The sequence below is a fragment of the Janthinobacterium sp. GW460-12-1-14-LB5 genome (assembly GCF_059423585.1).
This window is the reverse complement of the sequence record NZ_JBWKYD010000001.1, coordinates 384,232-396,761: the sequence shown is the minus strand read 5'-3', so window position 1 is coordinate 396,761 and position 12,530 is coordinate 384,232. Positions and strand designations below refer to the sequence as shown.

General features: G+C 65.3%; 14 protein-coding genes. 9 read left to right on the top strand and 5 right to left on the bottom strand.

Going from position 1 to position 12,530, the window contains the following annotated elements:
• Positions 1-765: M48 family metallopeptidase (locus tag AC07X6_RS01855; RefSeq protein ID WP_494789882.1), on the top strand; the 765-nt coding region annotated here is incomplete at its 5' end.
• A gap of 45 nt (positions 766-810) precedes the next feature.
• Here the strand turns inward: AC07X6_RS01855 and waaA are convergent.
• The 4 genes from waaA to AC07X6_RS01835 all read right to left on the bottom strand — a co-directional run bounded on the left by waaA (position 811) and on the right by AC07X6_RS01835 (position 4,925).
• Positions 811-2,088 carry a lipid IV(A) 3-deoxy-D-manno-octulosonic acid transferase gene (gene waaA / locus AC07X6_RS01850; protein ID WP_494789881.1) on the bottom strand — a complete coding sequence of 426 codons (1,278 nt, stop codon included), beginning with the start codon at positions 2,086-2,088 and terminating at the stop codon, positions 811-813.
• A gap of 18 nt (positions 2,089-2,106) precedes the next feature.
• A complete protein-coding gene (gene waaC, locus AC07X6_RS01845) occupies positions 2,107-3,129 on the bottom strand; it encodes a lipopolysaccharide heptosyltransferase I (protein ID WP_494789880.1) in 1,023 nt (340 codons plus the stop codon).
• Between the two features lie 4 nt (positions 3,130-3,133).
• Positions 3,134-4,516 carry a phosphomannomutase/phosphoglucomutase gene (locus AC07X6_RS01840; protein ID WP_494789879.1) on the bottom strand — a complete coding sequence of 461 codons (1,383 nt, stop codon included), beginning with the start codon at positions 4,514-4,516 and terminating at the stop codon, positions 3,134-3,136.
• 100 nt (positions 4,517-4,616) lie between these two features.
• The gene (locus tag AC07X6_RS01835; RefSeq protein ID WP_230538861.1) at positions 4,617-4,925 is read right to left on the bottom strand and encodes an H-NS histone family protein; all 309 of its coding nucleotides are present in this window, start codon (positions 4,923-4,925) and stop codon (positions 4,617-4,619) included.
• 176 nt (positions 4,926-5,101) lie between these two features.
• Here AC07X6_RS01835 and AC07X6_RS01830 point away from each other — a divergent pair, with 176 nt between their 5' ends.
• From AC07X6_RS01830 to AC07X6_RS01795, 8 genes are all read left to right on the top strand, one after another.
• A complete protein-coding gene (locus tag AC07X6_RS01830; protein WP_494789878.1) occupies positions 5,102-5,239 on the top strand; it encodes a hypothetical protein in 138 nt (45 codons plus the stop codon).
• A gap of 84 nt (positions 5,240-5,323) precedes the next feature.
• The gene (locus AC07X6_RS01825) at positions 5,324-6,163 is read left to right on the top strand and encodes a symmetrical bis(5'-nucleosyl)-tetraphosphatase (protein WP_494789877.1); all 840 of its coding nucleotides are present in this window, start codon (positions 5,324-5,326) and stop codon (positions 6,161-6,163) included.
• 87 nt (positions 6,164-6,250) lie between these two features.
• The gene (locus AC07X6_RS01820) at positions 6,251-7,171 is read left to right on the top strand and encodes an AraC family transcriptional regulator (protein ID WP_230538864.1); all 921 of its coding nucleotides are present in this window, start codon (positions 6,251-6,253) and stop codon (positions 7,169-7,171) included.
• A gap of 118 nt (positions 7,172-7,289) precedes the next feature.
• Positions 7,290-7,844 (top strand): carboxymuconolactone decarboxylase family protein, encoded by a 555-nt coding sequence (locus tag AC07X6_RS01815; RefSeq protein ID WP_494789876.1) that lies wholly within the window; start codon positions 7,290-7,292, stop codon positions 7,842-7,844.
• A 1-nt stretch (position 7,845) separates the two neighbouring features.
• Entirely contained in the window at positions 7,846-8,925 is a 1,080-nt protein-coding gene (locus AC07X6_RS01810) for an acyl-CoA dehydrogenase family protein (protein ID WP_494789875.1), read from the top strand.
• Positions 8,922-9,716: an ABC transporter ATP-binding protein gene (locus AC07X6_RS01805; protein WP_494789874.1), complete on the top strand. Its 795-nt coding sequence runs from the start codon at positions 8,922-8,924 to the stop codon at positions 9,714-9,716. Before AC07X6_RS01810 ends, AC07X6_RS01805 begins: the two co-directional genes overlap by 4 nt.
• 20 nt (positions 9,717-9,736) lie before the next feature.
• A complete protein-coding gene (locus tag AC07X6_RS01800; RefSeq protein ID WP_070222116.1) occupies positions 9,737-10,981 on the top strand; it encodes an ABC transporter substrate-binding protein in 1,245 nt (414 codons plus the stop codon).
• A 2-nt stretch (positions 10,982-10,983) separates the two neighbouring features.
• On the top strand, positions 10,984-11,748 hold the full coding sequence (locus AC07X6_RS01795) for an ABC transporter permease (protein WP_494789873.1): 765 nt from the start codon (positions 10,984-10,986) through the stop codon (positions 11,746-11,748).
• Here AC07X6_RS01795 and AC07X6_RS01790 read toward each other — a convergent pair.
• Complete coding sequence (locus AC07X6_RS01790; RefSeq protein WP_230538870.1) at positions 11,745-12,491, bottom strand: lysophospholipid acyltransferase family protein; 747 nt, start codon at positions 12,489-12,491, stop codon at positions 11,745-11,747. The two genes, AC07X6_RS01795 and AC07X6_RS01790, sit on opposite strands and share 4 nt — an antisense overlap.
• Between the last annotated feature and the right edge of the window lie 39 nt (positions 12,492-12,530).

Below are 12,530 nucleotides of genomic sequence, written 5' to 3'. Positions count from 1 at the left end.
CCTCCCCTGCCTTCCCCGCCACGCACCGCCGATGGCCCGCCGCTGCGCCAGCTGCAACTGGGCAGCCACCTCGTCGAATTCGCCCTGCGCCGTTCCACGCGCCGTTCCATCGGCTTCATGATCGACGATAACGGCTTGCGCGTGACGGCGCCCAAGCGCGTCACCCTGGCCGAAATCGACAACGCCATCCGCGCCAAGCAAGGCTGGATCGTCTCGAAGCTGCTGGAACGGGGCGAGCGCAAGGTGCAGCGCCAGCAGCGCCCGCCCGTTGCATGGGTCGATGGCGCCGTGCTGCCCTACCTCGGTGGCGAGATCACCTTGCGGCTGCACCAGGCGCCGCGCCACCGCGCCAGCTTCCAGCGCGAGACGAATGAGCTGCACGTGTGGGTCACGCCCACGGGCAGCGAGCAGCAGTTGAAGGAAAAAGTGAAGGGCTGGTTCCAGCACGAGGCGCGCCAGCTGTTTGAGGCGCGCCTGGACCTGTATGCGGACAAGCTGGGCGTAAGCTACGATTCGCTGTCGCTGTCGTCGGCCGGCACGCGCTGGGGCAGCTGCACCATCGAGCGCAAGATCCGCCTGAACTGGCGCCTGGTCCACTTCGCCCTGCCGCTGATCGACTACGTGGTGGCGCACGAGCTGTCGCACCTGCTGGAAATGAACCACAGCCCCCGCTTCTGGGCCACCGTGGAATCGATCTATCCCGATTACGACGGCGCCAAGCAGGCATTAAGGAAGCGCTCGCAAGAACTGCCGGTGTTGTTTTAACGGCACTCCCACCAAACGGCGCAAAGCTGGGGTCTGACCCCGGAATTAAACCAACAATAAAGGTTGGATGGCCGCGATGGTGCGCGGCGTGGCACCCCGGTGCTGGTTGGCAAACGCCAGCGCCCGCTCTCCCATGGAAGATAAACGCGCCGGATCCTGCAGCAAGGCCGCCGCCTGCGCCATCAGCGCGTCGGCATCCGCCACCAGCGCGGCGCCGCCGGCGGCAATCGCCTGCTCGGTCACCAGGGCAAAATTGAAGGTGTGCGGGCCGATCAGCACGGGCTTGCCCAGCGCTGCCGGCTCGATCAGGTTCTGTCCGCCCAGTGGCAGCAGGCTGCCGCCGACGAAGGCGCAATCGCAGGCCGCGTAGTACGCAAACATCTCGCCCATGGTATCGCCCAGCAGCACCTGCGTGCCCGCCGCCACAACATCGTCCTGCGCCAGGCCGGACCTGCGCTGCACGGCCAGGCCATGCGCCGCAATCAGTTTTTCCACCTCGTCAAAGCGCTGCGGGTGGCGCGGCACGATCAGCAGCAGCGCATCATCTGGCAAGCTGGCGCGGGTATACGCATCGAGGATCAGCGGCTCTTCCCCTTCGCGCGTGCTGGCGCACAGCAGGACGGGGCGCCGGCCGATGGCGCCGCGCAGCCAGGCGCCTGTCGCCAGCGCCGCCTCGGGCACGACGACGTCGAACTTGATGCTGCCCGTGACGACCACGTCCCGCACGCCCAGCTGGCGCACGCGATCGGCATCGTCCTGCGTCTGCGCCGCCACCAGGCTAATGCCGCGCGCCGCGTCGGCAATGAGTTGACCCAGGCGCTGCGCCTTGCCCAGCGAACGCTGCGACAGGCGCGCGTTGGCCAGCACCACGGGCACTTTGTAGCGATTGCATTGATGGATCAGATTCGGCCACACTTCCGTCTCCATCAGGATGCAGATGCGCGGCGCAAAATGGCGGATGAAACGGGCCGGCATGGCGCCCGTGTCGTACGGCAGATAACTTTGCACCAGGCGCGCGCCGTGCTTGGCGAACAGCGCCTTGCCGGTGGCGCGTCCCGTCGGCGTCATGTGCGTGAGGACGATGCGGCATGCGGGCCAGGCCGCCAGCAGCGCATCGATCAGCGGCTCGGCCGCGCGCGTCTCGCCGACGGAGACGGCGTGCAGCCAGATGGTGTCCGCAGCGGGTTCCGGCTGGCGGCCGTAAAACCCCAGGCGCTCGCCCCAGTGCTGGCGGTAGCCAGGTTCCTGGCGTCCGCGCAGCCACAGCCGCGCCAGCACCAGGGGCAAGGCCAGCCACCAGGCAAGGGTATAAAGAAGTCGCATGATTGTTTGATGTTGAAGTCAGGCGGGAGGATAGTCTGCCAGCAGGCGCTGCGCCGCGGCCAGCACTTCCGGCACGCCGGGCGGCGCGCCCTTGTCGCCCAGGTTGATGATTTTCGGCGACCAGTTGCCTTCCGTTTTCCACAGCGGCGAATCGGCATAGATTTCCACCGTCGGACGCACAAAGGCGGCCGCGATATGCGTCAGGCCCGTGTCGACGCCGATCACCAGCGCCGCGTGGCGCGCCAGCAAGGTGGCGTCGCCCATCGACAGTTTCGGCAGCACGCGGGCGTTCGGCAGGCCGGCCGCCAGTTGTTCGGCTTCCGCCTTTTCCTTGGGCGAACCCCACGGCAGCAAAATCGGCATGGGCGCGAGCGCATGGCCCAGGGCGATCCAGTTCTGCGGTGCCCATTTCTTGGCGTCGCGCGCGGTGCCGTGGAAATACACGCAGTAGGGCACCGCGCCCATCCAGTCCGGGCGCGGCTCGCTGCCGGAGACTTCCGGCAAGCCGAAATCGGCCAGCGTGTCGACCGCGTAGCCAAGTGCGGCGGCAGCCACCAGGCGGCCGCGCGCTACCGCATGCGTGCGCGGGTCGAGCGGAATGCTTTTGGTGTGGAACAGGCGCGAAATGCCTTCGTAGCCGGAGCCTTCGCTGCCGTTGGCCAGGCCGACCTTCTGTCCGCCCGGCGCCAGGCGCGCGGTGCCCATGATGATGCCCGTCTTGAGCAAGCCTTGGGTATCGAATACATAATCGTAGCGCGTCTGGCGCAGGCTGCGGAAGAAGGCGGCGATTTCCGCGCGCGTCTCCTTCTTGCCCAGGCTCTTGCGCCAGCGCCGCAGCGCGAACGGGAAGATGGTGTTCACGCGCGGATTCAGGCGCACCAGGCTGGTGTAGCCTTCCTCGACCACCCAGTCGATGGTCGCGTTCGGGAAATGGCGGGCGATGTCCGCCACCATCGGCAGGTTATGCAGCACGTCGCCCAGCGAAGATACCCGCACCAGCAGGATTTTCAAGGGCGCCTGTGCGCCAGGTTGACCGGCCATGCTGTCAGAACGGCAGGACGGCGTCAGGCTTGGCGGCCAGGATCACGCTCTTGAACTGTCCCTGGATGCGCGCCAGGGCTGCCGGCGTTTCCGCTTCGAAGCGCATGACGATCACCGGCGTGGTGTTCGACGAACGGGCCAGGCCGAAACCGTCCGCGTATTCCACGCGCAGGCCGTCGATGGTGATGATCTGTTCATTGCCGGGGAAGACGGCGTCGCGGCGCAGCATGTCCATCAGCGCGACGTTCTCGCCTTCCTTCAGTTCCAGGTGCAGTTCCGGCGTGCTGTCGGACTGCGGCAGGGAGTTCAGCAAGGCAGAAGGATCGGCTTCGCGCGTGAGGATTTCCAGCAGGCGCGCGGCCGAGTACAGACCGTCGTCGAAACCGTACCAGCGGTCCTTGAAGAAGATATGGCCGCTCATTTCGCCGCCCAGCGGCGCACCCGTCTCGCGCAGCTTGGCTTTCACCAGCGAGTGGCCCGTCTTGTACATCAGGGGCACGCCGCCATGCTTGCTGATCCACGGCGCCAGGTGGCGCGTGCACTTCACGTCGTACAGGATTTGCGCGCCAGGATGGCGGGTCAGCACGTCGGCTGCGAACAGCATCATCTGGCGGTCAGGGTAGATGATCTGGCCACCCTTGGTGACCACGCCCAAGCGGTCGCCGTCGCCGTCGAAGGCGATGCCGATTTCGGCATCCGTTTCGGCCAGGCAGCGGATCAGGTCTTGCAGGTTTTCCGGATGCGCAGGGTCCGGATGGTGGTTCGGGAAATTGCCATCGACGTCGCAGAACAATTCGATGACTTCGCAGCCCATGCCGCGGAACAGGTCGCCCGCGAAGGCGCCGGCTACGCCATTGCCGCAATCGACGGCGATCTTGATCGGGCGCGCCAACTTGACGTCGCCCAGGATGCGCTGCAGGTAGGCGGCGCGGATATCATGCGTGGCGTAGCTGCCCTGCTTGGCGCTGGCACTGCCGTCGTGCGCGACGATGCTGTGGTACAGCGCCTGGATCGCTTCGCCATGAATGGCTTCACCGGCCAGCACCATCTTGAAGCCGTTGTAGTCGGGCGGATTGTGGCTGCCCGTGACCATGATGCCGGAGCGCGTGTCGAGCACATTCGTGCCGAAGTAGACCATCGGCGTGGCCACCACGCCCAGGTCGATCACGTCGACGCCTGCCGCTTGCAATCCCTGCGCCAGCGCCGCCGTCAATTCAGGTCCCGACAGGCGGCCATCGCGGCCGATCACGACCCGCTGCTCGCCCTTGGCCAGGGCGGCCTGGCCAAAGGCCTGACCGATCTTGTGGGCCACGCTGGCATCGAGGGTTTTAGCGATGATGCCGCGAATATCGTAGGCCTTGAAGATCGTTCTGGACAATGGAAGCATGGTGTGGGCGATATATAAGAAGAAATAGGGGCTAAATAAGGTGCCTGGCAAGGTGCAGCGCGCGGCGGACCGCTTGCCACTGCGCCAAGAGTATACCGAATTATACGCGCAGCAGATCGATGGACTTGCCCGATTCCACCCATTGCCTGACCCACAGCGGCTGGCGGCCACGGCCTGTCCATTGCTCGGCCGCATTGTCAGGATGGCGGTAGCGCACCGCGACCTTGCCCGTGCGCGGGTGCAAACCATCGAGTATCAGTTGTTTCAGCGGAATGCCCGCCTGCTGCGCGATGGCCATGATCTGTTCGCGCGCCTTGTTCAAATCTTCACGTTCGCGGCTGTTCAACTCCTGTTTGACATTATCTTCCAGCTTGCGCAATTCCTGCATCGTCATCGTCGACAGATCCATTGGTACATCCTTTATATTAATTTAAATAATAAAATCACGTGGAATATACTACATTGCATAAACATTTGCGCACCGCTGCATAATCCGTCGCCAATTGAATCACGGCCCACTGATTATTTAGCGCGCCAACATTAAGATTAAATGAAGAATATGCCGGAAGCGCGCAGGGGAAATGCATGAACATCGATGAAATGGAATGCCAGGGCGGCAGGCCGGCGGATTATGTATCGATATATGGCAGCGGGAGAAGTCCAATTAAATTCCCATGCAGCATAATCGGCATCCGCTTTTCCTTCCCTCTGGCAAAAGCCTAATCAGGCACCTGCCAGGAATACCCCCGACGCCAAAGGGCAGGCATGCTTATAATGCATGCGCGTAGTTCACTTTACCCGGCACATATGAAAACTTATTTTATCGGCGATCTGCAAGGCTGCCATGCACAAACCGTCGAATTGATCGAACGGATACAGGCGGCGGCGAAAGGCCCGTACCGCCTGCTGTTCGCGGGCGACTTGATCAACCGCGGCCCGGCCTCGCTGGCCACCCTGCGCCACGTGCACGCGCTGGCCCTGCAGGGCCTGGCCGACAGTGTCCTGGGCAACCACGACTTGCATTTGCTGGCCGTGGCCAACGGCATCCGGCCCGAGCACGCGTCCGACACCCTCGCCGAAATCCTCGACGCGCCCGACCGCGATGAGTTGCTCGACTGGCTGCGCCAGCGGCCACTGGCACTGGAACACGATGGCCATGTGCTCGTGCATGCGGGCTTGCTGCCGCAATGGAGCGCGGCCCAGGCCCTATCCCTGAGCGGGGAAGTGTCCGCCATGCTGCGCAGCGATGGCTGGGTGGCGTTCCTGCGCACTATGTACGGCAACGAACCGGCCGCCTGGCGCGACGACCTGCAGGGCGCCGACCGGCTGCGCTGCATCGTCAACGCCATGACGCGGCTGCGCTTTTGCACGCCGGACGGCGTGATGGACTTCAAGATGAAGGAAAGCGGTAGCCCGCCGCCTGGCTCCGGCCTGCTGCCATGGTTCGACGTGCCGGGCCGGCGCAGCGCCGGCGACACCATCGTCTTCGGCCACTGGTCGGCGCTGGGACTGCAATTGCGCGAGCACTTGATCGGCCTCGATAGCGGCTGCGTGTGGGGCGGAAAACTGTCGGCCGTGTGCCTGGAAGACCGCTCGCTGCTGCAAGTCGACTGTCCCGCCTTCCAGCAGCATGGCGGCAAGCGGTAAGCCGCATCGCGCATATGCTTAGTCGAAATCGGTCGTTGGTCTTGCCGCGCGTGGCCCGTATGATGGCGCTTTTGCCATTGCGATCCCATGCATCCTGATACCGACAGACTGGCGCGCTGGCTGCTCGGCAGCCTGGAACTCGACACCGCCGTCCTGCATGTGGGCCAGTACTGCGGCCGCTGGCGCGCTTCCACGGCGGGCCGGGAACTGGGCAGCTTCCACCTGGTGCTCGATGGCCACTGCTATTTGCACCTCGACGGCGCGGCGCCGATTGTGCTCGGCCCGCGCGATGGCGTCTTCCTGCTGCGCGACTTGCCGCACTTCCTCAGTCCCCACAGCGATCCGCTGCAGGCGGTGAGCGCGCAAGCCATGCTGCCGCTGCAGGCGTCCACGGACGGCCCGGCGACGGCGCTGGCCTGCGGCTTCTTTCAATTTCGCGGCGCCCTCTCCGCGCTGATCGTCGACTCGTTTCCGCCGTATCTGCTGATACGCGGCGACGCGCCCGCCTTCAGCGCCGCCGCCGCGCTGTTCGACCTGATCCTGGCGGAGGCGGGCGGCGACCCGGAACAACCATCGCCGCTCATCGCGCGCCTGGTCGAACTGCTGTTCTTTTACCTGATCCGCCACGTGGCGCAGGGCGAGCAGGTGGCGGCCGGCCTGCTGTCGCTGCTGCACCAGCCCGCATTTTCGCCGCTGCTCGAACGCATGCTCGACGCCCCTGCCGACGACTGGTCGATCGAGAACATGGCCAAGGCGGCCTGCATGTCGCGCGCCAGCTTCTGCAAGCATTTCGCCAGCGCCAGCGGCCACTCGCCGGCCCAGTTCCTGCTCCTGCTGCGCATGAAGATCGCGGCGCGCCGGCTGCACGACGGCGTCTCCGTCGAACGCGCCGCCGAACTGGTGGGCTACCGCTCGCACGCCGCGTTTACACGCGCCTTCAAGCGGGTCACGGGCGAGCAGCCGGGCGCCTACCGGCGCGACCAGCGCCAGCGTCAACTGGCCAGCTAAAATCAAGAATCACACAATCACAGACGAACGAGCACAAAAGGACGACGCTGACGTCTGTTGCGTGCACGGCATGGCCGATATAATGCCCGGGTGACTTACTAACTTAGCAAGGTACCCCATGTCCCGTCTGACGCTGCACACTCTCGATACCGCCCCGGCCGACAGCCGCCCCTTCGTGGAAAAGGCCATCGCCAACAACGGCTTCCTGCCCAACCTGATCGGCGTGCTGGCCAATGCCCCGCTGGCACTGGAAACCTATCTGACCGTCTCCGGCATCAATACGCGCGCCAGCCTGACGTTGATGGAACGCGAAGTGGTGCAAATCACGGCTGCGCGCATCCATGGCTGCGATTTCTGCATCGCCGGCCATAGCGCCATCTCGCTGAAAAAAGCGGGCCAGACGCCCGACACGGTGCGCGCCCTGCAGCACGGCCAGCCGATGGGGGATGCGAAGCTCGATGCCGTCGCCGCCTTCGCCACGGCCGTCATCGCCACGCGCGGCGCCGTCAGCGACGCCGAATATCAAACCTTCCTGGCCGCCGGCTACAAGGAACAGCAGGCGCTGGAAGTGGTACTTGGCATCAGCCTGGCCACCTTGTGCAATTTCTCCAACAGCCTGGCCGGCACGCCCGTCAATCCGCAACTGACGCCCTACCTGCCTGGCGCCGTCTGATATGGCGCATCTCAATCACTGGCTGCACATGCATGCCGACCAGCTCGACCAATCATCGGACCTGGCTGAAACCGTATTACCGGCGCTGGCCGGCGACCAGCTGCTGGGCATCGGCGTGCCGCAGGAGCACGGCGGCGCGGGCGGTGACGTGCGCGATGCCATCGACGCCATCGCCAAGGTAGCCGAACAATCGGTGACGGCGGCCTTTGTCTTCTGGGGCCAGCGCTGCTTCATCGAATTCCTGCTGCAAAGCGAGAACCGCGCGCTGGCCGAGCGCCGCTTGCCCGGCCTGCTGGCAGGCACGCAGGCGGGCGCCAGCGGCCTGTCGAACGCCATGAAATTCTTGTCCGGCATCGAGCAGCTGCAAATCACGGGCGCGCGCCACGGCGACGGCTTGCTGGTCGACGGCGGCCTGGCCTGGGTGACGAACTTGCGCAAGGCGGGCTTTGTCGCGGCAGCCGCCGTGGCGCCCAACGACGGCGCGCCACCCGCCATCGTCGCCTTCGACAGCGGCACCCCAGGCGTGCAGCGCAGCGACGACCTGGACCTGATCGCCCTGCGCGGCAGCAATACGGCCTCCGTCAAACTGGCGCAGGTGCACATCCCCGCCGCGGACATCATCAGCGACAATGCGCCGGCCTGGCTGCCGCAGGTACGCCCTTCCTTCCTCGGCATGCAGTGCGGCCTGTCGATCGGCCTGGCGCGCGCCAGCCTGGCCAAAGCGGCGCAGATTTCGGCCGGTTCGCGCAACGCGCTCACGCCGCGCATCGAAGCGCTGCAAGCGACGCTGGAGTCGGCTGTCGCTACCCTGCTGACCGGCGTGCACGATGGCCGTTTCAAGAAAGAGGCGCCGGCCATGTTCCGCCTGCGCATACAGCTGGCCGACGTGCTGCAGCAGGCGCTGATGCTGGAACTGCAGGCCATGGGCGGGCGCGCCTACCTGAACGCCGAACAGCAGGGCTTTGCCCGCCGCTGGCGCGAATCGTCGTTCATCCCCATCGTCACCCCCAGCCTGACCCAATTGCAGGCAGCCTTGCAGCTGTTTGACAGCCAGCAGGCGGCAGCGGGAGCGCCGGCATGACGGCAGCGACGCAAGACTGGGCGCTGCAGGCGCAGGACCTCAGCTACGCCTATCCGGGCACGGCGCCCGTGTTCCAGCACGTCTCGCTGGGCGTGCGCAAGCGCGAAATCGTCTGCCTGCTGGGCGGCAGCGGCTGCGGCAAGTCAAGCCTGCTGCGCGTGCTGGCCGGCTTGCAGCCGCCATCGACGGGTGCAATTCAATTCCTCGATGCGCCCATGCGCGAACCGGACCCGCGCAGCGCCCTCGTGTTCCAGCAGGCGAGCCTGTTGCCGTGGCTGAACGTCACGGGCAACGCGGGTTTCGGCCTGGACTTCAAGCACCAGCCGCAGCTGACACGTGAAGCGCACCAGACGCGCGTGGCGCAAGCCATCGAAGCGGTGGGACTGAAGGGCCGCGAGAAGCTGTATCCATCCGCGCTGTCGGGCGGCATGGCGCAGCGCGTGGCGCTGGCCCGTGCGCTGGCACGCGAACCGGAACTGCTGTTCGCCGACGAACCGTTTTCGGCCCTCGACGCCATCACGCGCGCCGAAATGCAGTCGCTGCTGGTCGACGTGGTGCACCGCTGGCATACTGCCGTGCTGCTCGTCACGCACGATATCGATGAAGCGATCCTGGTGGCCGACCGCATCCTGCTCATGGGCGGCAAGCCCGGCAACATCGTGCGCGAATGGCCCGTCGCCATCGCCCAGCCGCGCATCGGCCACAGCGCCGACGTCATCGCCCTCAAGATGGATATCCTCGACGCCCTGCAAGCGCTACAACAGCAAGATCAGGCCCACGCCGCCCACTAATGCACTTTACTGGAACCTTCATGTCCCTCCCACACGATAACAAACCCCTGCATATCTGCGCCTCGTCCGATTGCGACTGCGGCCTGACGCGGCGCGACTTCCTGCGCATGTCGGCGCTGGCCACGGCCAGCGTCGCCTCTCCTCTGCTGTTCGCCGGCGACGCCATGGCCCAGCAAGGTCCGAAAGGCGACGACCAACCCGTCAAGATCGGCTACCTGCCCATCACGGACGCCACTCCCCTGCTCGTCGCCCACGCCCGCAAGCTGTTCGAAGCGGAAGGCTTGCAGGCGGAAACGCCGCGCCTCTTCCGCAGCTGGGCGCAAATCATCGAAGCCTTCGTCGCCGGCCAGGTCAACGTCATCCACCTGCTGTCGCCGGCTACCCTGTGGGTGCGCTACGGCGCCAAGTTCCCGGCCAAGGTCGTCGCCTGGAACCACGTCAACGGCTCCGCGCTGACGGTGGCCAACGAGATCAACAAGGTTTCCGACCTGGGCGGGCGCACGGTCGCCATCCCGTTCTGGTACTCGATCCACAACATCCTGCTGCAGCAAATCCTGTCCTCGAATGGCCTGACCCCGGTCACGCGCGCGCGCAACGCGGCCATCAAGCCGAATGAAGTCAACCTGATCGTGCTGGCGCCGGCCGAAATGGTCTCGGCCCTGGCCAGCAAGTCCATCGCCGGCTACATCGTGGCCGAACCGTTCAATGCGGCGGCGGAAAACGCCGGCATCGGCAAGATCCTGCGCTTCTCGGGCGACGTGTGGAAAAACCATGCCTGCTGCGTCACCTTCCTGTCCGAGCGCGACATCAACACGCGTCCCGAATGGGCACAAAAGGTCACCAACGCCATCGTCAAGGCGCAACTGTGGACGCGTTCGAACCAGGTCGACACGGCCAAGCTGCTGTCGAACGTGGGCGAGCACCGCTACACGCCGCATCCGCTGCAAGTACTGACCAAGGTGCTGGCCACCACCGATTACGCCGGCTATGAAAAGCAGGGCCTGATCGTGCACAAGAACTGGCAGCAGCGCCGCATCGACTTCCAGCCGTACCCGTTCGCCTCGTACACGGAAGAACTGGTGCGCGCCATCGGCCGCACCAAGGTCGAAGGCGATACGCGCTTCCTGGCCAACCTCGATCCGAAGTTCGCCGCGCGCGACCTGGTCGATGACCGCTTCGTGCGCAAGGCCATCACGGCAGTCGGCGGCCCGGCCGCCTTCGGCTTGCCGGCCAACCTGCTGCGCAGCGAAACCGTGGCGGTCTGACGATGGCAAGCAAGTTGTTGACGAAGTTCGGCCTGCCCCTGGTGGGGCTGGCCTGTGCCTTGCTATTGTGGTCCGTGGGCGTGACGGCGCTGGAGAAATCCACGCCGATCGCCACCGCCTTTGCGCCCTTGCCCACGGCGCTGGCGTTCCAGGAGATGCTGAGCGGTTCGGATATCTGGCTGCACGTGGTATTGAGCCTGCAAAGGGTGGCCGTGGGCCTGGGGCTGGCGATCGTCATCGGCGTGCCGCTGGGCGTGCTGGTGGCCATGTCGAAGAGTTTTTCCGGCGCGGCCATGCCGCTGTTCCAGCTGCTGCGCATGATTTCGCCGCTGTCGTGGATGCCGATCGCCGTGATGGTGCTCGGCGTCGGTGATGCGCCCGTGTACTTCCTGCTGGCGTTTGCGGCCGTCTGGCCGATTTTGCTCAATACGGCGGCCGGCGTGGCGCGGCTCGACCCGAACTGGCTGCTGCTGGCGCACAGCCTGTCGGCCACGCGCAGCGAGATCGTGTTTAAAGTGATTTTGCCGGGCATCACGGCCGATATCCTGACGGGCGTGCGCCTGGCCATTGGCATCATCTGGATCGTGCTGGTGCCAGCGGAAATGCTGGGCGTATCGGCAGGCCTCGGCTACTTCATCCTCGACACGCGCGACCGCCTCGCGTATTCGGAACTGATGGCCGCCATCGTGCTGATCGGGATGTTAGGTTTCATCCTCGACTACCTGGCCCGCGCCGCACATGCGCGCTGGCTGCACGTGAAGAACTAAGCCGCCTTGTCCAGCGGCAGCGTGGCGGCGATAGTCGCCTGCGTTGCCGCTGCCAGTTCACGGCGGTGCGCGTCGAGCGTCGCCACTGGCGCCAGGCAGGTCAGGCGCGCCGTGATCGGCGGACCGCTCAAGATCGCCACCATGCTTTGCGCAAAACTCATCTCGCCGATGAAATCGACGGCGTGATGCAACGCTCCCTTGTCATCCACATACACGAGCGCGAACGGCTGCACCGGCACCTGCGCATCGATGGCCGCCTCGAACAGGTTGGCGTGAAACGGCAGGATCTGCCCTTGCGCGGCGGTCGTGCCTTCGGGGAAGAACGCGATGCGCTCGCCCGCCGTCAATTTATCCACCAGACCCTGGAAGATCAGGCGCAGGTCGCGCTTGCTGCCGCGCGAAATGAAGATGGTGCCGGCGCGTCCCGCCAGCCAGCCCAGGATAGGCCAGGCGCGGATTTCCGCCTTGGCGACGAAACGGCAGGGGTGGACGGCGTTGATGACGAAGATGTCGAGCCACGACACGTGGTTCGCCACCACCATCGCGTGGTCAAGGGCCGGCAAGCTGTCTGCCGGCTGCGCCACATGCACGCCGCAGATGTCGAGCAGCTGCGTCGACCAGCGACGGATGCGCCGGTTACGGCCTTCCAGGTCCAGCCAGGGAAAGAGCACGGCGCTCTTGGCCATGCCGCAGCCCAGGTGAATGGCGATGCGCGCGAGGCGGTAGGTAAGCAGAAGTTTCAAATGACACCAACAAATTAAATAAGGCTCTCAGCCCCAAGC